At 71.2% G+C, this 23514-nt stretch carries 19 protein-coding genes; 11 read left to right on the top strand and 8 right to left on the bottom strand.

Translation table 11 applies throughout. The annotated features are described in order from the left end of the window. Positions 1-63: 63 nt before the first annotated feature. Positions 64-1089: an ornithine carbamoyltransferase gene (argF, locus tag ADK54_RS40625; protein WP_053730893.1), complete on the top strand. Its 1026-nt coding sequence runs from the start codon at positions 64-66 to the stop codon at positions 1087-1089. Between the two features lie 144 nt (positions 1090-1233). After that, on the top strand, positions 1234-2676 hold the full coding sequence (locus ADK54_RS40620) for an amino acid permease (protein ID WP_053730892.1): 1443 nt from the start codon (positions 1234-1236) through the stop codon (positions 2674-2676). Here ADK54_RS40620 and ADK54_RS40615 read toward each other — a convergent pair. Continuing rightward, positions 2651-3091 carry an ATP-binding protein gene (locus ADK54_RS40615; protein WP_053730891.1) on the bottom strand — a complete coding sequence of 147 codons (441 nt, stop codon included), beginning with the start codon at positions 3089-3091 and terminating at the stop codon, positions 2651-2653. The two genes, ADK54_RS40620 and ADK54_RS40615, sit on opposite strands and share 26 nt — an antisense overlap. A gap of 307 nt (positions 3092-3398) precedes the next feature. On the opposite strand from ADK54_RS40615, the gene ADK54_RS40610 reads away from it, so the two are divergent. From ADK54_RS40610 to ADK54_RS40600, 3 genes are all read left to right on the top strand, one after another. Beyond that, a complete protein-coding gene (locus ADK54_RS40610) occupies positions 3399-4226 on the top strand; it encodes an enoyl-CoA hydratase family protein (RefSeq protein ID WP_053730890.1) in 828 nt (275 codons plus the stop codon). A gap of 2 nt (positions 4227-4228) precedes the next feature. Further along, positions 4229-6526: a bifunctional salicylyl-CoA 5-hydroxylase/oxidoreductase gene (locus ADK54_RS40605; protein ID WP_053730889.1), complete on the top strand. Its 2298-nt coding sequence runs from the start codon at positions 4229-4231 to the stop codon at positions 6524-6526. A 199-nt stretch (positions 6527-6725) separates the two neighbouring features. Then, positions 6726-7181, top strand: a complete 456-nt coding sequence (locus ADK54_RS40600) for a tellurite resistance TerB family protein (protein WP_053730888.1) — start codon at positions 6726-6728, stop codon at positions 7179-7181. Between the two features lie 144 nt (positions 7182-7325). Here ADK54_RS40600 and ADK54_RS40595 read toward each other — a convergent pair whose 3' ends face one another. Genes ADK54_RS40595 through ADK54_RS40580 form a run of 4 tightly spaced genes read right to left on the bottom strand, consistent with a single transcriptional unit; the run spans position 7326 to position 11166 of the window. Further along, positions 7326-8291, bottom strand: a complete 966-nt coding sequence (locus ADK54_RS40595) for a M56 family metallopeptidase (RefSeq protein WP_053730887.1) — start codon at positions 8289-8291, stop codon at positions 7326-7328. A gap of 4 nt (positions 8292-8295) precedes the next feature. Next, a complete protein-coding gene (locus tag ADK54_RS40590) occupies positions 8296-8655 on the bottom strand; it encodes a BlaI/MecI/CopY family transcriptional regulator (RefSeq protein ID WP_107090743.1) in 360 nt (119 codons plus the stop codon). 8 nt (positions 8656-8663) lie between these two features. Then, positions 8664-9545: a PaaX family transcriptional regulator C-terminal domain-containing protein gene (locus ADK54_RS40585; RefSeq protein WP_053730885.1), complete on the bottom strand. Its 882-nt coding sequence runs from the start codon at positions 9543-9545 to the stop codon at positions 8664-8666. 4 nt (positions 9546-9549) lie between these two features. Next, positions 9550-11166: an AMP-binding protein gene (locus ADK54_RS40580; protein WP_053730884.1), complete on the bottom strand. Its 1617-nt coding sequence runs from the start codon at positions 11164-11166 to the stop codon at positions 9550-9552. 132 nt (positions 11167-11298) lie between these two features. Here ADK54_RS40580 and ADK54_RS40575 point away from each other — a divergent pair, with 132 nt between their 5' ends. Together ADK54_RS40575 and ADK54_RS40570 are read left to right on the top strand one after the other, a co-directional pair. Next, on the top strand, positions 11299-12408 hold the full coding sequence (locus ADK54_RS40575) for an acyl-CoA dehydrogenase family protein (protein ID WP_053730883.1): 1110 nt from the start codon (positions 11299-11301) through the stop codon (positions 12406-12408). Further along, the gene (locus ADK54_RS40570; protein ID WP_053730882.1) at positions 12405-12803 is read left to right on the top strand and encodes a RidA family protein; all 399 of its coding nucleotides are present in this window, start codon (positions 12405-12407) and stop codon (positions 12801-12803) included. Before ADK54_RS40575 ends, ADK54_RS40570 begins: the two co-directional genes overlap by 4 nt. A gap of 45 nt (positions 12804-12848) precedes the next feature. Here the strand turns inward: ADK54_RS40570 and ADK54_RS40565 are convergent, their stop codons facing one another. Further along, a complete protein-coding gene (locus ADK54_RS40565; protein WP_053730881.1) occupies positions 12849-14219 on the bottom strand; it encodes an aminopeptidase P family protein in 1371 nt (456 codons plus the stop codon). 242 nt (positions 14220-14461) lie between these two features. Between ADK54_RS40565 and ADK54_RS40560 the strand changes: the two genes are divergently transcribed. The 3 genes from ADK54_RS40560 to ADK54_RS40550 all read left to right on the top strand — a co-directional run bounded on the left by ADK54_RS40560 (position 14462) and on the right by ADK54_RS40550 (position 17441). After that, entirely contained in the window at positions 14462-15370 is a 909-nt protein-coding gene (locus tag ADK54_RS40560; protein ID WP_053730880.1) for a dihydrodipicolinate synthase family protein, read from the top strand. A gap of 69 nt (positions 15371-15439) precedes the next feature. Beyond that, positions 15440-16441: a proline racemase family protein gene (locus ADK54_RS40555; protein ID WP_053730879.1), complete on the top strand. Its 1002-nt coding sequence runs from the start codon at positions 15440-15442 to the stop codon at positions 16439-16441. A gap of 19 nt (positions 16442-16460) precedes the next feature. Beyond that, positions 16461-17441, top strand: a complete 981-nt coding sequence (locus ADK54_RS40550) for an ornithine cyclodeaminase family protein (protein WP_053730878.1) — start codon at positions 16461-16463, stop codon at positions 17439-17441. Positions 17442-17621: 180 nt separating this feature from the next. On the opposite strand, the gene ADK54_RS40545 is transcribed toward ADK54_RS40550, so the two are convergent. After that, a complete protein-coding gene (locus tag ADK54_RS40545) occupies positions 17622-19148 on the bottom strand; it encodes a helix-turn-helix domain-containing protein (protein WP_053730877.1) in 1527 nt (508 codons plus the stop codon). 423 nt (positions 19149-19571) lie between these two features. Here ADK54_RS40545 and acnA point away from each other — a divergent pair, with 423 nt between their 5' ends. Then, positions 19572-22301 (top strand): aconitate hydratase AcnA, encoded by a 2730-nt coding sequence (gene acnA / locus ADK54_RS40540; protein ID WP_053730876.1) that lies wholly within the window; start codon positions 19572-19574, stop codon positions 22299-22301. A gap of 68 nt (positions 22302-22369) precedes the next feature. Here acnA and ADK54_RS40535 read toward each other — a convergent pair whose 3' ends face one another. Beyond that, positions 22370-23323 (bottom strand): FG-GAP repeat domain-containing protein, encoded by a 954-nt coding sequence (locus tag ADK54_RS40535; protein ID WP_053730875.1) that lies wholly within the window; start codon positions 23321-23323, stop codon positions 22370-22372. Positions 23324-23514 lie beyond the last annotated feature (191 nt).

Below are 23514 nucleotides of genomic sequence, written 5' to 3'. Positions count from 1 at the left end.
ACTTCCAGTGTTGCGTTCAGTTCATAGCCCCGTCGTCCCCTACCCGCCCCAGGAGCAGCCACCATGGCGACAGATCTCGCAGGCCGCCACTTCCTCAAGGAGCTGGACTTCACGGCCGAGGAGTTCCTCGGGCTCGTCGAGCTCGCCGCGGAACTCAAGGCCGCCAAGAAGGCGGGCACCGAGGTCCAGCGGCTGCGCGGCCGCAACATCGCGCTGATCTTCGAGAAGTCCTCGACCCGCACCCGCTGCTCCTTCGAGGTGGCCGCCGCCGACCAGGGTGCGTCGACGACGTACATCGACCCGGCCGGTTCGCACATCGGCAAGAAGGAGTCCGCGCGTGACACCGCCCGCGTCCTTGGCCGGATGTTCGACGCGATCGAGTTCCGGGGCGAAGGGCAGGAGACCGTCGAGACCCTCGCCGCGAATGCCGGGGTTCCCGTCTACAACGGCCTGACCGACGACTGGCACCCGACCCAGATGCTCGCCGACGTCCTCACCGTCACCGAGCACACCGACAAGCCGCTGGGCGAGGTCGTTTTCGCCTATCTGGGGGACGCCCGCTTCAACATGGGCAATTCCTACCTGGTCACCGGCGCGCTGCTCGGCATGGACATCCGCATCGTGGCGCCCCGGGCGTACTGGCCGGCCGAGGAGATCGTCGCGCAGGCCCGCGAGGTGGCGGGGGTGAGCGGCGCCCGCATCACCCTCACCGAGTCCGTCGAGGAGGGCGTCGTCGGCGCGGACTTCGTGGCCACCGACGTGTGGGTCTCGATGGGCGAGCCCAAGGAGATCTGGGCCGAGCGCATCAAGGCCCTCGCGCCGTACGCCGTGACCATGGACGTGCTGCGCGCCACCGGCAATCCGCGCGTCAAGTTCCTGCATTGCCTGCCGGCCTTCCACGACCTCGGCACCCAGGTCGGCCGCGACATCTACGAGCAGTACGGGCTGACCGAACTCGAAGTCACCGACGAGGTCTTCGAATCGCCCCACTCGGTCGTCTTCGACGAGGCCGAGAACAGGATGCACACCATCAAGGCGATCATGGTCGCCACGCTGGGGGACCGGCCGGGGCGCGACGCCGCCGAATAGGAATGCGCCCGATTGGGTGAACATGCGCCGAGGTGGCTACTATGTCGCTTCTTGGTGGGGTCCGAGCTCGCACGCTCGGGCCCCGCTTTCTTTGTGTACGGCCCCTGCCAGGCCGTTGTGTAGACCAGGAATGAGAACCACCCCATGCGGCGCCCCCACCTCGCCCCCCGCCCTGCCCCCGCGCTGCGCATCAAACCGCCGCGCCAACTGATCGCCGAATCCGGCGCGGACCTGGAGGGGCACGGTCTGCGCCGCACGATGGGGCTCTTCCAGCTCGTGTGCTTCGGCGTCGGCGCGATCGTCGGCACCGGCATCTTCGTCGGGCTCTCCGACAGCGTCGCCAAGGCCGGACCCGCAGTCGTCCTCTCCTTCGTGCTCGCCGCGGTGACCTGCGTCTTCACCGCGTTCTCCTTCGCCGAGCTCGGCGGCGCGATCCCCGTCTCCGGCTCCTCGTACTCCTTCGCGTACGCGACGCTCGGCGAGCGAACCGCCTTCCTGGTCGGCTGGTGCCTGCTCCTGGAGTACGGCGTCTCGGTGTCCGCGGTCGCCGTCGGCTGGAGCCAGTATTTGAACGAGCTCCTGAACAGCCTCGTCGGGTGGCAGCTGCCGGCCGCGCTCTCCGCGGGGCCCGGCGACGGCGGAGTGATCAACCTTCCGGCCGTCGTGGTCATCCTGCTCGCCGCCACCCTCCTGGTGCGCGGTGTCAGGGAGAGCGCGCGGGCCACCGCCGCGATGGCCGTGCTCAAGATCGGGATCCTGCTGCTGTTCCTGGCGATCGCGTTCACCGCGTTCAGGGCGGGCAACCTCTCTCCGTTCGCGACGCACGGCCCCGGCGGGGTCACCGCGGGCGCCTCGCTGGCCTTCTTCTCGTACATCGGATTCGACGCGATCACCACGGCCGGCGAGGAAGTGAAGAATCCGCGCAAGAACGTGCCGATAGCGATCATGATCTGCATCGGTCTGGTCACGCTGCTCTACTGTGCGGTCGCCGTGGCCGCGATCGGCGGGCTCGGCGCGGACGCCGTCGGCGACAAGCCCGCCGCGCTCTCGCTGATCGTCAACCACGTCACCCACTCGACGTTCGGCGGCGGCGTCATCGCGTTCGGCGCGGTCGTCGCCATCGCGTCCGTCGTGCTCGCCGTGATGTACGGGCAGACCCGCATCCTGATGTCGATGTCCCGCGACGGCCTCGTCCCGCGGGTCTTCGAGCGGGTCTCGGCGAAGACCGCGACGCCGGTGGCCAACACCTGGATAGTCGCGCTGGTCTTCGCGGTCCCGGCCGCGTTCGCCTCCCTGGACGCGGTGGTCAACCTGACCACCATCGGCACCCTCGCCGTCATGGCCGTCGTGAACATCGCCGTCATCGCGCTGCGCCGCAGCGAACCGGACCTGAAGCGCTCGTTCCGGGTGCCGCTGTACCCCGTCAGCCCGATCCTGGGCGTCGGCTTCTGCCTCTATCTGATGTACGGGACCGGCTGGGCGACCTGGCTGCAGTTCGCCGTGTTCGTGCTGGCCGGCGCGCTGGTGTACGCCTTTTACGGGCGCAGCCGCTCGCGGCTGGTCAGCACCGACGGCTCGGCAGCGTGAACCAGACCGCCTTGCCGTGCGCGGTGGGGCGGTGGCCGCAGGCCGAACTCAGCGTGCGGATGAGCAGCAGTCCGCGCCCGTGCTCCTGCCAGGGGTCCGGATGCTCGTCCGCCCCCGGTGCGGAGAGGTCGCCCGGCGGCAGCGGCGAGCCGTCGTGCACCTCGACCTGACAGCCGGACGCGAGCAGCTCCACCACCAGCTCGATCGGCGCCTCGCCCGCGGTGTGCTCGACGGCGTTGGCGACGAGCTCCGCGGTGAGCAGCTCGGCCGTGTCGCTGTCGGCGGGCGCGTCGATGTCCGCGAGCGCGGTACGCACCAGGGCGCGGGCGATCGGCACGGCGGCCGTGCTGTGCGGGAGCTCGATGCGCCACGCGGACGGCGTGGCGTCGCGGTCGGGGCCGGAGGGCTCGGGCAAGGCGGAGGTTTCCGTTCGGGGTGCGTGGCGTTGTCGGGTTCGCAGGGGGACGTGGTGTTGCGTGGCGACGCCGGGTCGCGTGGGCTCGTCCTGCTTTCAACCTTACGAAGCCCGGATCCGGCCCAGTAGAGGACCCCGGCCGGCGCGGCCGGGCCGTGGGGCACCGGTGCGAGGGACCTTGGCCCCTGGTCGGCCCGCCCGCCGTATTGCGTACTCGTGACGACGGTCACGTATGAGTGATACCGTCGTCGGGCAGGCAGCAGAAGAGGTGGCGGCACCTGCCGTCCCGCCGAAGGAGGCCGCCCGGATGAGCCCCTTTCCCAGCTCCGCATCGCCCACCGAGGACTGGCGCCATCTACGGCTCACGTTGGCCGACGGGGTCGCGACCGTCACCCTGGCCCGGCCGGAGAAACTCAACGCGCTGACCTTCGGCGCCTACGCGGACCTGCGCGACCTGCTCGCCGAACTGTCCAGGGAGCGCTCGGTGCGCGCCCTGGTCCTGGCCGGCGAAGGGCGCGGGTTCTGCTCGGGCGGCGACGTCGACGACATCATCGGCGCCACCCTGTCGATGAACACCGCGGAACTCCTCGACTTCAACCGCATGACCGGCCAGGTCGTCCGGGCGATCCGCGAATGTCCCTTCCCGGTGATCGCCGCGCTGCACGGCGTCGCGGCCGGCGCGGGCGCGGTGCTCGCGCTTGCCGCGGACTTCCGCATCGCCGACCCCTCGGCGCGGTTCGCCTTCCTCTTCACCAAGGTGGGCCTGTCGGGCGGCGACATGGGCGCGGCCTATCTGCTGCCCCGCGTCGTCGGCCTCGGCCACGCCACCCGCCTGCTCATGCTGGGCGATCCCGTACGTGCCACGGAGGCCGAACGGATCGGCCTGCTCAGCGAGTTGACGGACGAGGGCCGCGCGGACGAGCGCGCCGCCGAGCTCGCCCGCCGCCTCGCCGACGGACCCGCGCTCGCGTACGCCCAGACCAAGGCGCTGCTCACCGCGGAGCTCGACATGCCGCTCGCGGCCTCGGTGGAAATGGACGCGGCGACCCAGGCCCTGCTGATGAACGGCGAGGACTACGCCGAGTTCCACGCGGCCTTCAGCGAGAAGCGGCCCCCGAAGTGGCAGGGACGCTAGCGATGCCGGCCCCGCGCGCCGAGGGCGCCCCGCTGCGGATCGCCGTCATCGGCGGCGGCCCCGGCGGGCTCTACGCCGCGGCCCTGCTCAAGCGCCTCGGCCCCGACCGCGAGATCACGCTGTGGGAGCGCAACGCCCCCGACGACACCTTCGGCTTCGGCGTGGTGCTCTCGGACGAGACCCTCGGCGGGATCGAACACGCCGACCCGGCCGTCTACCAGGCTTTGCGCGCCGAGTTCGTCCGGTGGGACGACATCGACATCGTGCACCGGGGGCGCACGCTCACCTCCGGCGGGCACGGCTTCGCCGCGCTCGGACGGCGCAGGCTCCTGGAGATCCTGCACGAGCGCTGCCAGGCACTGGGCGTCACCTTGCGTTTCCGCGCGGAGGCGCCGCCCGCCGCCGAACTCGCCGCGGCCTACGACCTGGTGGTCGCCGCGGACGGGGTGCACAGCCTCACCCGCGAGGCGCACGCCGACCACTTCGCGCCGCGCATCACCACGCACCGCTGCCGCTACGTATGGCTCGCCGCCGACTTCGCCTTCGACGCCTTCCGCTTCGAGATCGCCGAGACCGAACACGGCGTGATGCAGCTGCACGGCTACCCCTACTCCGCCGACTCCTCCACCGTCATCGTCGAAATGCGCGAAGAGGTGTGGGCGGCCGCCGGGTTCAACGGGCTCGACGAAACCGCCTCCGCCGACTACTGCGCCAAGATCTTCACCGACGCCCTCGGCGGACGCCCGCTGCGCGGCAACAACTCCTCATGGAACGCCTTCCGGACCGTCGTCAACAAGCGCTGGTCGTACGGCAACACGGTGCTCCTCGGCGACGCGGCGCACACCGCACACTTCTCCATCGGCTCCGGCACCAAGCTCGCCGTCGAGGACGCCCTGGCCCTTGCCGCGTGCATCGAGGAGCAGCCCGATCTGCCCGCGGCCCTCAGCGCGTACGAGAGTGAGCGCCGGCCCGTCGTCGAGTCGACGCAGCGCGCGGCCGCCGCCAGCCTGCGCTGGTTCGAGGAGCTGGAACGCTATCTCGACCAGCCCGCCCGGCAGTTCGCCTTCAACCTCCTCACCCGCAGCCGCCGGGTCACCCACGACAACCTGCGGCTGCGTGACCCCGGGTTCACCGACACCGTCGAGCGGGAATTCGGCTGCCCGCCGGGCACCCCGCCCATGTTCACCCCCTTCCGGCTGCGCGGCCTGGCACTGAAGAACCGCGTGGTCGTCTCGCCCATGGACATGTACTGCGCCGTGGACGGTGTCCCCGGCGACTTCCACCTCGTGCACCTCGGCGCCCGCGCGCTGGGCGGCGCGGGTCTTGTCATGACTGAGATGGTGTGCGTCAGCCCCGAAGGTCGCATCACCCCCGGCTGCGCCGGCCTCTACACCCCCGAACAGGCCGGGGCCTGGCGGCGGATCGCGGACTTCGTCCACCAGCAGGCGCCGGGCACCGCCGTCGGCATCCAGCTCGGCCACTCCGGGCGCAAGGGCTCGACCAAGCTGATGTGGGACGGCATGGACGAGCCGCTCGACACCGGCAACTGGCCCGTCGCCGCCGCCTCTCCCCTCCCGTACCGGCCGGGCGTCAGCCAGGTCCCGCACGCGCTGGACCGCGCGGGGCTCACCGAGATCCGCGACCAGTTCACGGCCGCGGCCCGCCGCGCCGTCGACTGCGGATTCGACCTCCTCGAACTGCACTGCGCACACGGCTACTTGCTCTCCGGATTCCTCTCCCCTCTCGCCAACCAACGGACGGACGCCTACGGCGGTTCCCTCGCGGGCCGGCTCCGCTTCCCCCTCGAAGTCTTCGACGCGGTGCGCGCCGGCTGGCCCGCCGACAAGCCCATGACGGTCCGCGTCTCCGCCACCGACTGGGCCGAGGGCGGCACCACCGCCGAGGACGCCGTCGAGATCGCGCGGGCCTTCGCCGCGCACGGCGCCGACGCCATCGACGTCTCCACCGGCCAGGTCGTCCCCGACGAACGCCCCGAATACGGCCGCTCGTACCAGACCCCGTACGCCGACCGGATCCGCAACGCGCTCGGCATCCCGGTCGTCGCGGTGGGAGCCATCTCGTCCTGGGACGACGTCAACTCCCTGCTCCTGGCGGGCCGCGCCGACCTGTGCGCGCTGGCCCGGCCGCATCTGTACGACCCGCACTGGACCCTGCACGCCGCGGCCGAGCAGGGTTATGCGGGCCCCGGCGCGAGCTGGCCGCCGCCTTACCGGGCGGGCAGCCGCAAGCCGCCGACGGGACGGACGGATGCCCCGAGGCCACGGCTCAGCCTGAACTGACGCGCCCGCGGACAGTCCGTCAGGGGCCGCCGCGCTCTCAGCGCTCTGGGCACTCTCGACGCCCTCAGCGCTCTCGGCACCCCGGGCGCCCCCGGTGCAAATGCACGCCGAAAACACTCGGCTCTCCCGGGAACCATTCGGGAGGCCCGTCAGTTTCTACATTGCTGTAGAAGTTTGACGACATGCATGGAGAAGCACCATGGCCCTCTGGGACCGCCTCAAGGAATCCGCCACGACGATGCAGACGCAGCTCGTGGCCAAGAAGAACGACCTGAAGAGCGGCGCCTTCCGCGACGCGAGCATGGCGATGTGTGCCCTGGTCGCCGCCGCCGACGGCTCCATCGACGCGGCCGAGCGGCGCCGGGTGGCCCAACTCATCGCGTCCAACGAGGTGTTGCAGAACTTCCCGGCCGCCGATCTGCAGCGCCGCTTCGACGAGGGGCTCGACAAGCTGGCCGCCGACTTCGACTTCGGCAAGGTGGGCCTGTTGCAGGAGGTCGCCAAGGCGAAGAAGAAGCCCGCCGAGGCGCGCGCCGTCATTCAGATAGGCATCGTCATCGGCGGCGCGGACGGTGACTTCGACAAGACCGAGCAGGCCGTCGTCCGCGAGGCCTGCTACGCGCTCGGCCTGTCGCCGGTGGAGTTCGACCTGTAGTCGCCGCGCGCCGGTAGCTGGTCCCGGCATCGTCTCGGATCGCGTCACAGGGTCCTGGCCGCGCGCTTCTCGGGAAGGTCCACGGCTAGGGAGTCAGGCCCACGGCTACAGGTCGCGGTCTCGCCCGCCTTCGGCGTGGCCGAGCTACAGGGCCGTGGTCGCGCCCCGCAGGACCGTGACCAGGACCAGCGTCGCGTTCGCCGAAGACAGGGCCGAGGCCGCCGCGCCCGCGGTGGCGGTCCACAGGGCGAGCCCCGCCGCCGTGCCCGCGGGCGGCCAGGCGCGAGCGTTCGGCACCGGTCGCAGCAGCGCCGCCACCCTTCGCGGCACGGGCCCCGGTGCCGGCCCGGCCGCCGCGAACGCGGGCAGCGGCGGCACCCGGCGCAGGTCGTGGCCCGGGCCCGACGCCAGCGCCGCCTTGCCGATGGCGCGCGCCACCACTCTGCGGTCGCCCACCGCACGGGCGGCGTCCTCGTCCGCCCAGCGTTCGGTGGTGAACGCGACGGCGGAACGCAGCGGGCGCAGGAACGGATTGGCGCGCGCGGCAAGACCGGCCACCAGGAGGAACCGATGGTGACGGCCCGTCAGATGGGCTTCCTCGTGAGCGATCAAGGCTTCGCGCTCGCGGGTGTCGAGGAGGTCCAGCATCCCGCTGGACACCACGACGCGCCCGCGCCCGCGAGGCCCACCGGGCAGCGCGTACGCATAGGGCCGCTCGTCCGGCAGTACCGCCCGCCGGGACGGCGGCAGTCCGGTCAGCGCCCGCTTGGCCCCGGCCCGCACCCGCCCATGGCGCCACAGGAGTTGACCGCAGGCCAGGGCGACGGCAGCCAGCACGAGGAGCGCGGCCTGCCCGACCGCCTCGTCGTACGGCACCACCGCCCGGACCTCCGGATCGGCCCAGGCGTCCGGCAGCGGATTGCCGGGCAACTGCGCGGTTCCGGCCACCATGAGGAGGAGGAGACACAGCGTGCTGCACACCGCGAGCACCCCGCCCACCAGCGACAGGACGCGCGTCGCCGTGCGCGGATGCAGCCTCGGGCCGGCGAGGCGGGCGATCGGCCAGGCGGTCAGCGGCAGCACGAGCGGCAGGACGACGAACACACCCACCGGATCAGTTCCCGGCCCCGCCGAGCAGTTCGCGCAGCAGCCGCTCGTCGTCCGGCGAGAGGTCGGTGACGAAGCTGGCGAGCACCGCGCCCCGGTCCCGCTCGGCGTCGAGCACCTTGCGCATCCGGCGGGCCGCGAGCCCCGCCTCGTCGGCCGGAATCCACACGAAGGAGCGGCCCGCGCGCTCGCGGGCCACCGCCTGCTTGGTGTGCAGCCGGGTCAGGATCGTCACGACGGTCGTATAGGCGAGCGGCTCGCCGAGCCACTGCTGCACCCAGCCCGCGGTCACCGGACCCGGCGCCTGGCGCAGCGCCGCGAGCACCCGCGCCTCCAGCTCCCCCTGCCCCCGGCGGGGGCGCCTCATCTGCTCCGTCACGTCGACATCGTACGAGGCGGCCGGGGCCCCCGGCCCGGCAGCGCACCCCGTACGAACGCGGCGCCCGGCTCCCGCAGCAGCTCATGAAGCCGGCCGAACACCTCGGCGGAGCGCCCGCCCGGCCAGTCGCCGGGCAGGAGTCCGGCGGGCAGCCCCGGGTCGGCGTACGGCAGCCGGCGCCAGGAGTCGAGGGCGAGGAGGTAGTCCCGGTAGGCGGCCTCGGTGTCGGTCCCGGGGGAGTCGCGGGCGCCCGGCCGGGTGTGCGCCCGCGACTCCCAGGTGCGCAGCACCGGTTCGTGCCGGTCGAGGAATTCCTCGTGCTGCTTGGCGATGGCCGGCAGGTCCCACCAGCGGGCGACGGCCTCCGCGGTGGGCGCGAAGCCGAGGTGCTCGCCCCTGAACAGGTCGACGTACGGGGCGAGTTGGAGGCGTTCCAGGGTGTGCCGGGTCTCGTCGTACAGCCGGGCCGGAGCGAGCCACACGCCCGGCGCGGCCGTGCCGAAGCCGAGTCCGGCCAGGCGCGAGCGCAGCACGTGCCGCTTGCTGCGCTCCGACTCCGGGACGGAGAACACCGCGAGCACCCAGCCGTCCGACGCCTGGGGCGAGGGGTGGGCGTAGATGCGCCGGTCGCCGTCGTCCAGGAGCTGGCGTGCGTCGGCCGACAGGGCGTAGCCGGCCGCCCCGGCCGCGGTGGGCTGCGCCACGAGCAGCCCGCGCCGTTTGAGCCGGGACACCGACGAGCGCACGGAGGGCGCGTCGACGCCGACCGCCGCGAGCAGCCGGATCAGTTCGGCGACCGCGAGGGAGCCGGAGGTCTCGCGCCCGTAGGCGCCGTACAGAGTCACGATCAGGGATCGGGGAGTGTGCAGCTCGGCCACGTGATCACTCTAGTTCCCGCAGCCGGAAGCGCTGGAGCTTGCCGGTGGGTGTGCGGGGGAGCGCGTCCAGGAAGACGATCTCGCGCGGGCACTTGTACGGGACGAGCTCGGACTTCACGAAGTCGCGCAGCAGCGCCACCGTGTCCGCGCCGCGCGCCACCCCCGGCCGCAGTACGCAGTACGCGACGACGACATGACCGCGCCGTTCGTCGGGCCGTCCCACCACCGCGGCCTCCGTGACGTCGGGGTGGCGCAGGAGCGCGTCCTCGACCTCGGGGCCCGCGATGTTGAACCCGGCCGAAATGATCATGTCGTCGGCGCGGGCCACGTACCGGAACCAGCCGTCGCTGTCGCGCACATAGGTGTCACCCGTGACGTTCCAGCCGTCCCGTACGTACTCGCGCTGCCGCTCGTCCGCGAGGTAGCGGCAGCCGACCGGGCCGCGCACGGCGAGCAGCCCGGGCTCGCCGTCCGGGACGGGCTTGCCCTGCCCGTCGACGATGCGGGCCTGCCAGCCGGGCACGGGTCGGCCGGTGGTGCCGGGCCGGATGTCCTCGTCCGCCGCGGAGATGAAGATGTGCAGGAGTTCGGTGGCGCCGATGCCGTTGATGATGCGCAGGCCGGTGCGCTCCTGCCAGGCCCGCCAGGTCGCCGCCGGAAGGTTCTCACCGGCCGAGACGCAGCGGCGCAGGGCGCCCAGGTCGTGCGCGTCGAGTTCCTCCAGCATCGTCCGGTACGCGGTCGGCGCGGTGAACAGGACCGATACGCGGTGCTCGGCGAGGGCCGGCAACAGCTGCCGGGGGCCCGCCTGTTCGAGCAGCAGGGCCGAGGCGCCGGCCCGCAGCGGGAAGACGACCAGGCCGCCGAGCCCGAACGTGAAGCCGAGCGGGGGGCTGCCCGCGAAGACGTCGTCGGGTGTCGGCTTCAGGACGTGCCGGGCGAACGTGTCGGCTATGGCGAGCACATCGCGGTGGAAGTGCATACAACCCTTGGGGCGTCCGGTCGTGCCCGAGGTGAAGGCGATCAGGGCGACATCGTCCGCCGAGGTGTCCACGGCGCTGAACCGCCCGGCGGGCGCCCGCTTGACCAGGTTCAGGAGATCTCCGGGCCCGTCGCCGCCGTACGCCGTGATGCGCAGGCCGGGTGCATCGGCCCGCTCCAGGTCGGCGAGTGCGCGGGCGTCGCACAGCGCGTGGCTGATCCGCGCGATGGAGCACATCACGCCCAGTTCGTGCGCGCGCTGCTGGGCCAGCACGGTTACGGCGACCGCGCCGGCCTTCATCACCGCCAGCCAGCACGCGGCCAGCCACGGCGTCGTCGGCCCGCGCAGCAGTACCCGGTTGCCGGGCACCACGCCGAGCTCACCGGTCAGGACGTGCGCGATCCGGTCGACGCGGTCGCGCAGTTCCCGGTACGTCCAGACCTCGCCCTGGCCGGTGCGGAAGACGGGGCGGTCCGGGCCGAAGCGCTCGATGGTGGCGTCGAGGAGTTCGGCGCCGCAGTTGAGCCGCTCGGGGTAGTGCGGCCCGGGCGGGCCGAGGACCAGGTCCGGCCACTGGTCGGTGGGCGGCAGATGGTCGCGGGGAAAGGTGTCGGCGTGCGCTGAGTTCTTCAGCTCCATACGGGATCGCCCCCTTGTCGCCTCTGGAGCGTATCGTTTGGATGACGACAGTCAACAGTTCGCGATAGGGCAGGTGTCTGTCGTTGTCGGAGCCGAGTGGAACAGTCGGAACCCGAGTGGAAAGGGGTGGCCATGCCCGGATTCGCGCTGGAGCCGGACCAGCTGGAATGGTGCGGGGAACTGCGGGTGCTCGCCGGGGCGCGGCTGCGCCCCCTTGCGGACAAGGGTGAGCCAGGTCGGGTCAACCGGCCACTCGTCGAGGCGCTCGGCGAGCACGGGCTGCTCGCCCGGCTCTTCGAATCCGGCGCGCTCGACCTGTGCCTGATGCGCGAAGCGCTGGCGTACGCGTGCACCGAGGCCGAGACCGCGCTCGCCCTCCAGGGCCTCGGCGCGCACCCGGTCGCCGCCTACGGGACGCCCGCGCAGCGCGGGCGCTGGCTGCCCGAGGTGATGGCGGGCCGCGCGGTCGCGGCCTTCGCGCTGAGCGAGCCGGGCGCGGGCTCGGACGCGGCCGCCCTCAGCCTCAACGCCGTCGAGAGCCAAGGAGGTTGGCGCCTGACGGGCGAGAAGTGCTGGATCTCCAACGCCCCCGAGGCCGACTTCTACACCGTCTTCGCCCGTACGACACCGGACGCCGGCGCGCGCGGAGTGACGGCCTTCCTGGTCCCCGCCGACCGGCCCGGCCTCACCGGCGCCGCGCTCGACATGCTCTCCCCGCACGCGATCGGCAGCCTCGACTTCGACGGCGTGCCGGTGGGCGCCGACGACGTCCTGGGCGAGCCCGATCAGGGCTTCCGGGTCGCGATGAACACGCTCAACCTGTTCCGGCCGAGCGTCGGGGCGTTCGCCGTCGGCATGGCGCAGGCGGCCCTTGACGCGACGCTCGCGCACACCGCCCGGCGCACCGCGTTCGGCGGCCCGCTGGGGGACCTCCAGGCGGTCGCCCACCGGGTCGCCGACATGGCGACGCGCACCGAGGCGGCCCGGCTCCTGGTGTACGCGGCGGCCGCCGCGTACGACCGGGGTGAGGCGGGCATCGCGCGCGGCTCGGCCATGGCGAAGCTGTTCGCCACCGAGACCGCGCAGTACGTCGTCGACGCGGCGGTCCAGCTCCACGGCGCCCGCGCGCTGCAACGCGGGCACCTCCTCGAACACCTCTACCGTGAGGTCCGCGCGCCCCGCATCTACGAGGGGGCGAGTGAAGTGCAGCGCACCATCATCGCGAAGGAGCTGTACCGGTGAGCCTCGACCGAGTGAACCCCGCCGCGCTGTCCCCGGCGACGGGGTTCAGCCATGCCGTCGTCGCCACCGGGTCCCGCGTGGTCTTCCTCGCCGGGCAGACCGCGCTCGACGGGGACGGCAAGGTGGTGGGCGCCACCCTGCCCGAGCAGTTCCGCACGGCCCTGACCAACCTGCTCGCGGCGCTGGCCGCGGCGGGGGGTTCGCCGGGCGACCTCGCGCGGGTCACCGTGTACGCGACGGATGTTGCCGCTTACCGGGAGCAGGCGCGTGAACTGGGCGCCATTTGGCGGGAGTTGGCGGGGCGGGACTACCCGGCGATGGCGGTGATCGGGGTGGTTCGACTGTGGGACACCCAGGCCCTGGTCGAGCTGGATGGGTTCGCGGTGCTGGAGTAGGTACTCCCGCGCGCCGGTCGCCTCCCACCCACCAGGGCAACCGACTCACCCCTCCAGCAACGCTCCCATCCAGTCCTCCACCCCCGCCACCGACCTAGGCAGCGCGCCCGACATCAGGTGGGCGCCGGTCTCCGTGATCACCAGGTCGTCCTCGATGCGGACGCCTATGCCGCGCAGTTCGGGCGGCAGCGTTTCGTCGTCCGGCTGGAGGTAGAGGCCGGGCTCCACCGTGAGGACCTGGCCGGGTTCCAGGACGCCGTCCAGGTACGTCTCGGCGCGGGCCTTCGCGCAGTCGTGGACGTCCAGGCCGAGCATGTGCCCGCTGCCGCACAGCGTGTAGCGGCGGTGCAGCTCGCCCGACGCGCCCTTCAGGACGCCCCACTCGGCGAGACCCTCCGCGATCACCCCCATCGCGGCCCGGTGGAAGTCGCGGAAGGCGGCGCCCGGCCGCAGCGCCGCGATGCCCGCGTCCTGCGCGGCCAGGACGAGTTCGTACACCTGGCGCTGGACGGGGGAGAAGCGGCCGGACAGCGGCAGGGTGCGGGTGATGTCGGCCGTGTACAGGGTGTCGGTCTCCACGCCCGCGTCGAGCAGGAGCAGGTCCTGGGGGTCGAGCCGCCCGTCGTTGCGGATCCAGTGCAGTACGCAGGCGTGCGCCCCGGACGCGGCGATCGTCTCGTACCCGGTGCCGTTGCCCTCGGCGCGGGCCCGCGCCCCGAAGGCGCCTTCGAGCACCCGCTCGCCGCGCGGGTGGGCCAGTGCGCGCGGCAGGGAGCGTACGACGTCCTCGAAGCCCGCGGTGGTGTGGTCGACGGCGAGCTGGAGCTGGGCCACCTCCCAGGCGTCCTTGACCAGCCTCAACTCGGATAGTGCGGTGGCGAGTTCGGGATCGGTGGCGGCGTTGCGGCCGGGGGCCGTCGCGTCCAGGTCGTCCACGTGGGCGCAGCGGATGCCCGTCAGGCGCTCGGTCTCCGCGAGGTCGGGGCGGCGGCCCACCCAGAACTCGCCGTACCTGCGGTCGCGGTAGAACTCGTCGTCGCCGTCGGCGCGCGGCGAGCGGGGCCGCAGATAGAGCACCGCCTCGTGCCGGGAGCCGGACGGCTCCAGGACCAGGACGTGGCCGGGCTGGTCCTCGCCGGTGAGGCCGGTCAGCCAGGCGTACGCGCTGTGCGGGCGGAAGCGGTGGTCGCAGTCGTTGGTGCGTACCCTCAACTCCCCGGCGGGCACGATCAGTCGCTCGCCGGGAAAGCGGGCGGAAAGCCGCGCCCGGCGGCCCGGCATGACGTCGAATCCGGACACTCGGGCGTCCCGGGGCAGCGGAGTCGGGGCCCAGTCGCCGCTCATGAACGCGGCGAGTTCAGGGCTGATGGGAAGGTCGTGGCTGCCGGTGTTGAGGGGGGCTGGGCGCTCGGCCATCGGATCTCCCGGGGTGAGGGGGATGGGCAAGGGTGGGTGCGCCGGGGTGCACGGATGAACGGGTGCATCGGGCGGCTAGTGCAATTTCACATTACTATGTCACAGCTCACAACCCCTCCATTGAGCTGCCCAAGTGCCCATCCGTCCAAGTGTCCATCCGTGCGAGTCGACCGAGGTCGGACCCTTGTGGGCACCCGTCATTGGTCAGTAAAATGTCACACACCACACTAGGGAGTTCGACCATGACGTCTGCAGCACCCCAGCGCATCCGCCCCTGGCACGGAATCCTCGTCGCGACCGCGCTTCCCCTGCGCTCCGACCTTTCCGTCGACCTCAACTCCTATGCCCAGCACGTGCGTTGGCTGATCGAGAGTGGTAGCGACGGCGTCGTGCCGAACGGTTCGCTCGGCGAATACCAGACCCTGACCGACGAGGAGCGGGCCCGCGTCGTACACACCGCCGTCGAGGCGGCGGGCGACGGCGACCGCGTCATGGTGGGTGTCGCCGCGTACGGCAGCACGGAATCCCGCCGCTGGGCGGAACAAGCCGCCGAGGCCGGCGCGGGCTCCGTGCTGCTGCTCCCGCCGAACGCCTACCGTGCCGACGAGCGCTCGGTGCGGGCCCACTACGCCGAGGTCGCCAAGGCGGGCCTGCCCGTCGTCGCCTACAACAACCCGTACGACACCAAGGTCGACCTGACGCCCGCGCTGCTCGCCCAGCTGTACGCCGACGGCAGCATCGTCGCCGTCAAGGAGTTCAGCGGCGATGTGCGCAGGGCCTACGAGATCGCCGAGCTCGCCCCGGAACTGGACCTGTTGGTGGGCGCCGACGACGTGCTGCTCGAACTGGCCCTGGCCGGCGCGGTCGGCTGGATCGCCGGTTACCCCAACGCCCTGCCCGTCTCCTGCGCCGAGCTCTACCGCGCGGCCCTCGCGGGCGACCTCGCCACCGCCCGCCCCCTCTACCGGGCGCTGCACCCGCTGCTGCGCTGGGACTCCAAGACCGAGTTCATCCAGGCCATCAAGCTCTCCATGGACCTGGCCGGCCGGCCAGGCGGCCAGGTCCGGCCGCCCCGCCAGCCGCTCACCGCCGAACAGGACGCCGTGGTGCGCGCCGCCACCGAGAAGGCGCTCGCCGAAGGCCACAAGTAGCCCGGATCGGAGCAGGGCAGTCCGGTGAGGGCGGCCCGGACCCAAGCAGCTTTCCAGGAAGGCGAATTCATGCGGACCCGACACGTCTACCACGCCGTCGACTCGCACACCGAAGGCATGCCGACCCGCGTCATCACCGGCGGGCTCGGCGTCATCCCCGGTGCCACCATGGCCGAGCGGCGCCTCCACTTCATGGAGCACCTCGACCACATCCGTACGCTCCTGATGTACGAGCCGCGCGGCCACGCGTCGATGAGCGGCGCGATCCTCCAGCCGCCGACCCGGCCCGACGCGGACTACGGCGTCCTCTACATCGAGGTCTCCGGCCTCCTCCCGATGTGCGGACACGGCACCATCGGGGTGGCCACCGTGCTGGTGGAGACCGGCATGGTGGCGGTCACCGAACCCGTCACCACCGTGCGCCTGGACACTCCGGCGGGCCTGGTGAGTGTGGACGTCCAGGTCGAGGACGGCGAGGCCCGCTCGGTCACCCTGACCAACGTCCCCTCGTTCTGCCTGGCCCTCGACCGCAAGACGGAGGTCCCGGGCCTCGGCACGGTGACCTACGACCTCGCGTACGGAGGCAACTTCTACGCCTTCGTCGAACTCGAAGCGCTCGGCCTCCCCTTCGACCGGGAGCGCAAGGACGACCTGCTCGCCGCGGGGCTCGCCATCATGGCCGCCATCAACGCGACCGACCCGCCGGTGCACCCCGAGAACCCGGAGATCGCCGGGGTGAAGCACGTCTACCTGGCCGCCCCCGGCTCAACCGCGACGCGCTCACGCCACGCCATGGCGATCCACCCCGGCTGGTTCGACCGCTCGCCGTGCGGCACGGGCACCTCCGCGCGGATGGCCCAACTGCACGCGCGGGGCGAGCTGCCCCTGCACCAGGACTTCACCAACGAGTCCTTCATCGGCACGGAGTTCACCGGGCGCCTGGTGGAGGAGACCAGCGTGGGCGGGCTCCCCGCGGTCGTGCCCACGGTCACCGGCCGGGCCTGGATCACAGGAACCGCCCAGTACTTCCTGGACCCCTCCGACCCGTTCCCGGCGGGGTTCCTGCTGTGACCCACGAAGGCTCGCCGCTGTGATCCATCTCGACGCCGACGACATCGCGGCGCTGCTGCCCCCGGCCGGGGCGGCCGAGGCCCTGGCCGGGGCCCTGCGCGCGGGCCTCGACCCGGAGCAGTGCCCGGCCCGGTCCAACATTCCCGTTCCGGCCGGGGAGTTGCTCGTCATGCCGGCCGCTTCGGCTAAGTACGCCGGCGTGAAGATCGCGGGGGTCGCACCCGCCAACCCGGGCCGAGGACTGCCCCGCATCACTGGCAGCTACCTCCTCCTGGACGGCCCGACCCTGCTGCCGCTCGCGGTACTGGACGCGGCGGCGCTGACCGCGGTGCGCACGGCGGCCGTCTCAGCCCTGGCGATCGAAGCCCTCGCCGAACCGGCCGCGGCCCGCCTGGTCCTGTTCGGGGCGGGGCCGCAGGCTTCCGCACATCTCGAATCGGCCCTGAACACAAGAGAGTTGACTCACGTGACGGTCGTGTCGCGGACGGGCGAGGCGGCCGAACGTCTGGTGACGTACGCCCGCGAGCTCGGTCTGGAGGCCCGCACCGGCGAGCCGTCGGATGTGTCGTCCGCCGACCTCGTGATCTGCTGCACCACGGCGTGCGAACCGCTCTTCGACGGGCGCCGCATCCCCGCCCACGCCACGGTCGTGGCGGTCGGCTCGCACCAGCCCGCCGTACGCGAAACGGACTCGGAGCTGGTGCGGCGCTCCTCGCTCTGGGTGGAGGCGCGGACGGCCGCCCTGCGCGAGGCGGGAGACCTGCTGATCCCGCTGGCCGAAGGCGTGATCGGTGAGGACCACATCACGGGGACGCTGGCCGATCTGGTCCGCGACGGGGTGCGACCTCCGGGCGACCGCCCGCGCTTCTTCAAGAGCGTGGGCATGGCCTGGGAGGATCTGGCGGTGGCGGGGGCGGTGCACCGGGCATCAAGTCCCGTACGGACAATGCCAGTTGGGGAAGATCTGCGTGACCTCGAACCACCCGATGGCGGAAGGTGAGATTGGTCAGGCCGGCACACAACGAGGGCTTGCGGACCTGGCGCCGTCCGGTGACCGCGCGGCTGCCGAGGCGTGCGGGGCCGACCACCTGGGCCGCGTACGGTCGTTGTGGGCCCCCGTCGGAAACGGGTAGAGGGCCGGGCCTTTGAAAAGGCCCGGCCCGCCCTCATCTCTGAGTCTCTAGATGTCCCGGAAGATCTCGATCTGCGCCCCCACCGAGTTGAGCCGCTCGGCCAGGTCCTCGTAGCCGCGGTTGATGACGTACACGTTGCGCAGCACGGACGTGCCCTCCGCGGCCATCATGGCGAGCAGGACGACCACGGCCGGGCGCAGTGCCGGGGGGCACATCATTTCGGCGGCGCGCCAGCGGGTGGGGCCTTCCACCAGGACCCGGTGCGGGTCGAGGAGCTGGAGGCGGCCGCCGAGGCGGTTGAGGTCCGTGAGGTAGATCGCGCGGTTGTCGTAGACCCAGTCGTGGATGAGCGTCTGGCCCTGGGCCACCGCCGCGATCGCCGCGAAGAACGGCACGTTGTCGATGTTGAGGCCGGGGAACGGCATCGGGTGGATCTTGTCGATGGGCGCCTCCAGCTTGGAGGGGCGCACGGTGAGGTCGATCAGCCGGGTGCGCCCGTTGTCGGCGGCGTACTCGGCGGTGCGGTCGTGGTCGAGGCCCATCTCTTCGAGGACCGCGAGCTCGATCTCCAGGAACTCCACCGGGACCCGACGGATCGTCAGCTCGGACTCGGTGACGACGGCCGCGGCCAGCAGGCTCATCGCCTCGACCGGGTCCTCGGAGGGCGAGTAGTCGACGTCGACGTCGATGTCGGCCATGCCGTGCACGGTCAGCGTGGTGGTGCCGACGCCGTCGACCCGGACGCCCAGCGCCTCAAGGAAGAAGCACAGGTCCTGGACCATGTAGTTGGAGGAGGCGTTGCGGATGACGGTGACGCCGTCGTTGCGTGCGGCCGCGAGCAGCGCGTTCTCGGTGACGGTGTCGCCGCGTTCGGTCAGCACGATCGGACGGTCGGGCGCGGTGCGTTCCACCACGGCGTGGTAGATCCCCTCGGTGGCCGTGATGTCCAGGCCGAACCGGCGGAGCGCGATCATGTGCGGTTCGATGGTGCGGGTGCCGAGGTCGCAGCCGCCGGCGTACGGAAGCCGGAAGTTGTCCATGCGGTGAAGGAGCGGGCCGAGGAACATGATGATGGAGCGGGTGCGGCGGGCGGCGTCCGCGTCCATCGCGTCGAGGTCGAGCCGGGCCGGCGGCACGATCTCCAGGTCGGTCCCGTCGTTGATCCAACGGGTGCGCACACCAATGGAGTTGAGGACTTCGAGGAGCCGGTAGACCTCTTCGATGCGGGCCACCCGGCGCAGCACGGTGCGGCCCTTGTTGAGCAGCGAGCCGCAGAGCAGCGCCACACAGGCGTTCTTGCTCGTCTTGACGTCGATCGAGCCCGAGAGGCGGCGGCCGCCGACAACGCGGAGGTGCATGGGGCCCGAGTAGCCGAGGGAGACGATTTCGCTGTCGAGCGCTTCACCGATGCGCGCGATCATCTCAAGGCTGATGTTCTGGTTCCCGCGCTCGATGCGGTTCACGGCGCTCTGGCTGGTGCCCAGAGCCTCGGCCAACTGCGTCTGTGTCCAGCCCCGGTGCTGCCGGGCGTCACGGATGAGCTTGCCGATGCGTACGAGGTAGTCGTCTGCCATAGGGGCAGGCTATCTCAGATATGAGATGCCGCTCGCGTTGAGGTGGGCCAACGGGGTGAGGAACCGTCAATTCCGATACTGCGGTCCGCGCGCGAGGGCGGCAAGCGGAAGGGATCCATCCGGAAGCGGGGCATTTATGCGCTTGCCGGGCATGTCGTACGCCATGCGTGTGGAACCCGGAGTCGTGTGACCGCGTAACCCGAGGTCGAGGGTGTGGCGCGAGCCGCGTCGACACCCCCGGCCCCTGAATGGCCTCGCCCGCGCATGACCTACCGGCGGCCATGTACTAGAGTTATCTCGACATCGAGATATCTACCGAGGCGCACCGCAGCCGACGCTCGGTAAGGGTTACCTAACTTAGCCTTACCTTAGCGGATCGACAACACGTCGTGGCGGCAGGATTGTGGTGGAACGCGCACATATATGAAGGAGACTGTCGTGTCGGCGAACAGCTTCGACGCCCGCAGCACGCTGCGCGTGGGCGACGAGTCGTACGAGATCTTCAAGCTGGACAAGGTCGAGGGCTCCGCGCGCCTCCCTTACAGCCTGAAGGTTCTCCTGGAGAACCTGCTCCGCACCGAGGACGGCGCGAACATCACCGCCGACCACATCCGGTCGCTCGGCAACTGGGACTCCCAGGCCCAGCCCAGCGAGGAGATCCAGTTCACGCCGGCCCGCGTGATCATGCAGGACTTCACCGGTGTGCCCTGTGTCGTGGACCTCGCCACCATGCGCGAGGCCGTCAAGGAGCTCGGCGGCGACCCGGCGAAGGTCAACCCGCTCTCCCCGGCCGAGCTGGTCATCGACCACTCCGTCATCGCCGACAAGTTCGGCACCAAGGACGCGTTCGCCCAGAACGTGGAGCTGGAGTACGGCCGCAACAAGGAGCGCTACCAGTTCCTGCGCTGGGGCCAGACCGCCTTCGACGACTTCAAGGTCGTCCCCCCGGGCACCGGCATCGTCCACCAGGTCAACATCGAGCACCTCGCCCGTACGGTCATGGTGCGCAACGGTCAGGCCTACCCCGACACCCTGGTCGGCACCGACTCGCACACCACGATGGTCAACGGCCTCGGCGTGCTGGGCTGGGGCGTCGGCGGCATCGAGGCCGAGGCCGCGATGCTGGGCCAGCCGGTCTCGATGCTCATCCCGCGCGTCGTCGGCTTCAAGCTGACCGGCGAGCTGAACCCGGGCACCACCGCCACCGACCTGGTCCTCACGATCACCGAGATGCTGCGCAAGCACGGCGTCGTCGGCAAGTTCGTCGAGTTCTACGGCGAGGGTGTGGCCGCCACTTCGCTGGCCAACCGCGCCACCATCGGCAACATGTCGCCGGAGTTCGGCTCCACCGCCGCGATCTTCCCGATCGACGACGAGACCCTGAAGTACCTGCGCCTGACCGGCCGCGACGCCCAGCAGGTCGCCCTCGTCGAGGCGTACGCCAAGGAGCAGGGCCTCTGGCTGGACCCGGCCGCCGAGCCCGACTTCTCCGAGAAGCTGGAGCTCGACCTCTCCACCGTCGTCCCCTCCATCGCCGGCCCGAAGCGTCCGCAGGACCGCATCGTGCTCGCGAACGCGTCCCAGCAGTTCGCGCTCGACGTCCGCAACTACGTCGACGAGGACGACGAGGCGGGCAAGGAGTCCTTCCCGGCCTCCGACTCCCCGGCCTCCGCCAACGGCGTGCCGAGCCGCCCGACGCTGGTCACCCTGGCCGACGGCTCCTCGTTCGAGATCGACCACGGCGCCGTCACCGTCGCCGCGATCACCTCGTGCACCAACACCTCGAACCCGTACGTCATGGTCGCCGCGGCCCTCGTCGCGAAGAAGGCCGTGGACAAGGGCCTGACCCGCAAGCCGTGGGTCAAGACCACGCTGGCCCCGGGCTCGAAGGTCGTCACCGACTACTTCGACAAGGCCGGCCTCACCCCGTACCTCGACAAGATGGGCTTCAACCTCGTCGGGTACGGCTGCACCACCTGCATCGGCAACTCCGGTCCGCTGGACGAGGAGATCTCGAAGGCGATCAACGAGCACGACCTCGCGGTCACCTCGGTGCTCTCCGGCAACCGCAACTTCGAGGGCCGGATCAACCCCGACGTCAAGATGAACTACCTGGCGTCCCCGCCGCTGGTCGTCGCGTACGCCATCGCCGGTTCGATGAAGGTCGACATCACCACCGAGGCGATCGGCACCGACACCGAGGGCAACCCGGTCTTCCTCAAGGACATCTGGCCGACCGAGGCCGAGGTCAACGACGTCGTGGCCAACGCCATCGGCGAGGACATGTTCAACAAGTCCTACCAGGACGTCTTCGCGGGTGACGCGCAGTGGCAGTCGCTGCCGATCCCGACCGGCAACACCTTCGAGTGGGACACCGAGTCGACCTACGTCCGTAAGCCCCCTTACTTCGAGGGCATGACGATGGAGACCACCCCGGTCTCCGACATCGCCGGCGCCCGCGTCCTGGCGAAGCTGGGCGACTCGGTCACCACCGACCACATCTCCCCGGCCGGTGCGATCAAGGCCGACACCCCGGCCGGCAAGTACCTCACGGAGCACGGCGTCGAGCGCCGCGACTTCAACTCCTACGGCTCGCGCCGTGGCAACCACGAGGTCATGATTCGCGGCACCTTCGCGAACATCCGCCTGCGCAACCAGATCGCGCCGGGCACCGAAGGCGGCTTCACCCGCGACTTCACCGTCGAGGGCGCCCCGGTCTCCTTCATCTACGACGCCTCGCAGAACTACCAGGCCGCCGGCATCCCGCTGGTCATCCTGGCGGGCAAGGAGTACGGCTCGGGCTCGTCCCGCGACTGGGCCGCCAAGGGCACCGCGCTGCTCGGCGTCAAGGCCGTCATCGCCGAGTCGTACGAGCGCATCCACCGCTCGAACCTCATCGGCATGGGCGTCCTGCCGCTCCAGTTCCCGGAGGGCGCGACCGCCGCCTCGCTCGGCCTGACCGGCGAGGAGACCTTCTCCTTCACCGGCGTGACCGTCCTGAACGACGGCAGCACCCCGCGCACGGTCAAGGTCACCACCGACACGGGCGTGGAGTTCGACGCGGTCGTCCGCATCGACACCCCCGGCGAGGCGGACTACTACCGCAACGGCGGCATCATGCAGTACGTGCTGCGGAACCTGATCCGCAACTAAGCACCCCAACGAGTAAGGCCCGCACCCCGGTCGGGGGTGCGGGCCTTACTCGTGTGCCACGTTCTGGATCAGAACATCAGGCGCATGCCGTTCCAGCCGGTGCCGACCTTGACGCGGTCCTTGAAGGGCGCGCCGTTGGTGGTGCCGGTGCCCGCGTAGAACCAGAGGGCGCCGGAGGCGTCGCGGCCGATGAGGTCGACCTTGCCGTCGAAGTCCAGGTCGCCGAGGCCGACGAGCTTGTTGTACGTGTTCCAGCCCGCGCCGAGCTTGACGCGGTTGCCGAACGGGGCGGCCCAGTTGCCGGTGCCCGGGTAGAGCCAGGCGACGCCCGAGTTGTCGACGGCGATGATGTCGGCCTTGCCGTCGCCGTTCATGTCGCCGCGACCGGCGATCTTGGTCATGGCGCCCCAGCCGCCACCGAGCTTGACGGGGTTGGTGAACCCGCCGTCGCCCTTGGCCGTGTAGAGCCACAGCACGCCGGCCTTGTCACGGGCGATCAGGTCGTCGGCCGGCGCCCCGGCGAGGTTGCCCGGCGAGAAGACGAGGTTGTACGCGTCCCAGCCCGCGCCCAGGTCCTTCGGGGTGCCGTCCGCGCTGTCGTAGACCAGGTGGCCGTTGGTGTACAGCTCGTAGAAGGCGTCGAAGGCGCCGTCCTTGTTGTTGTCCACCTTGGTGGCCTGGCTGAACTCGCCGTAGGGGCCCTTTACCGCGATGCGGTCGCCGAAGCCGCCCGACCCGTTCGGCGGGTAAAGGTAGCCCTGACCCGATGCGTCCGCCGCGATCAGCGGGAACGTTTCGGCAGCCGGGGTCTCGTCGCCCGCCGCGAAGGAGCGGTTGGCGGCGGAGCCGGACTGCTTGGCCTTGGCGGTCTTCTGCGCCGACTGGGCCGTCTTCGCCGCGCTGGACGGCGTGCTGTCCGCGGAAGCCGCACCCGCGGTCGTGCCGACGAGAGCTGCTGCGATCGCTGCGACGGCGATGCGGGACAGGGCGCGACCGCCCTTACGGCCGGAAAGTATGGCCACGTATTTCTCCATGTCGAGGAAGAGACGCGCCGCGCCTGGTCGAGGCACGACGCGAGATCTTCTGGATCCTTTCACGCGATCTTTGCGTGTCAACTAGTGACCTGAGTCGTTGATGCGTCGTTTGATATGCATGGGGCGTCCGGGGCCGCGGTTGGCCGAACTGGTGTTGTCCGAGCGCGAGCGTGAGGTGC

The sequence above is a fragment of the Streptomyces sp. WM6378 genome (assembly GCF_001279695.1).
GTDB lineage: Bacteria > Actinomycetota > Actinomycetes > Streptomycetales > Streptomycetaceae > Streptomyces.
This window is presented reverse-complemented; position numbering and strand designations above follow the sequence as displayed.

Coding starts and splice junctions, on each gene's coding strand:
- acnA (WP_053730876.1), top strand. CDS start 19,572: ATGAAGGAGACTGTCGTGTCGGCGAACAGCTTCGACGCCCGCAGCACG.
- ADK54_RS40590 (WP_107090743.1), bottom strand. CDS start 8,655: ATGAGGCGCCCCCGCCGGGGGCAGGGGGAGCTGGAGGCGCGGGTGCTC.
- ADK54_RS40610 (WP_053730890.1), top strand. CDS start 3,399: ATGAGCCCCTTTCCCAGCTCCGCATCGCCCACCGAGGACTGGCGCCAT.
- ADK54_RS40565 (WP_053730881.1), bottom strand. CDS start 14,219: ATGGCCGAGCGCCCAGCCCCCCTCAACACCGGCAGCCACGACCTTCCC.
- ADK54_RS40605 (WP_053730889.1), top strand. CDS start 4,229: ATGCCGGCCCCGCGCGCCGAGGGCGCCCCGCTGCGGATCGCCGTCATC.
- ADK54_RS40575 (WP_053730883.1), top strand. CDS start 11,299: ATGCCCGGATTCGCGCTGGAGCCGGACCAGCTGGAATGGTGCGGGGAA.
- ADK54_RS40620 (WP_053730892.1), top strand. CDS start 1,234: ATGCGGCGCCCCCACCTCGCCCCCCGCCCTGCCCCCGCGCTGCGCATC.
- argF (WP_053730893.1), top strand. CDS start 64: ATGGCGACAGATCTCGCAGGCCGCCACTTCCTCAAGGAGCTGGACTTC.
- ADK54_RS40600 (WP_053730888.1), top strand. CDS start 6,726: ATGGCCCTCTGGGACCGCCTCAAGGAATCCGCCACGACGATGCAGACG.
- ADK54_RS40580 (WP_053730884.1), bottom strand. CDS start 11,166: ATGGAGCTGAAGAACTCAGCGCACGCCGACACCTTTCCCCGCGACCAT.
- ADK54_RS40555 (WP_053730879.1), top strand. CDS start 15,440: ATGCGGACCCGACACGTCTACCACGCCGTCGACTCGCACACCGAAGGC.
- ADK54_RS40560 (WP_053730880.1), top strand. CDS start 14,462: ATGACGTCTGCAGCACCCCAGCGCATCCGCCCCTGGCACGGAATCCTC.
- ADK54_RS40545 (WP_053730877.1), bottom strand. CDS start 19,148: ATGGCAGACGACTACCTCGTACGCATCGGCAAGCTCATCCGTGACGCC.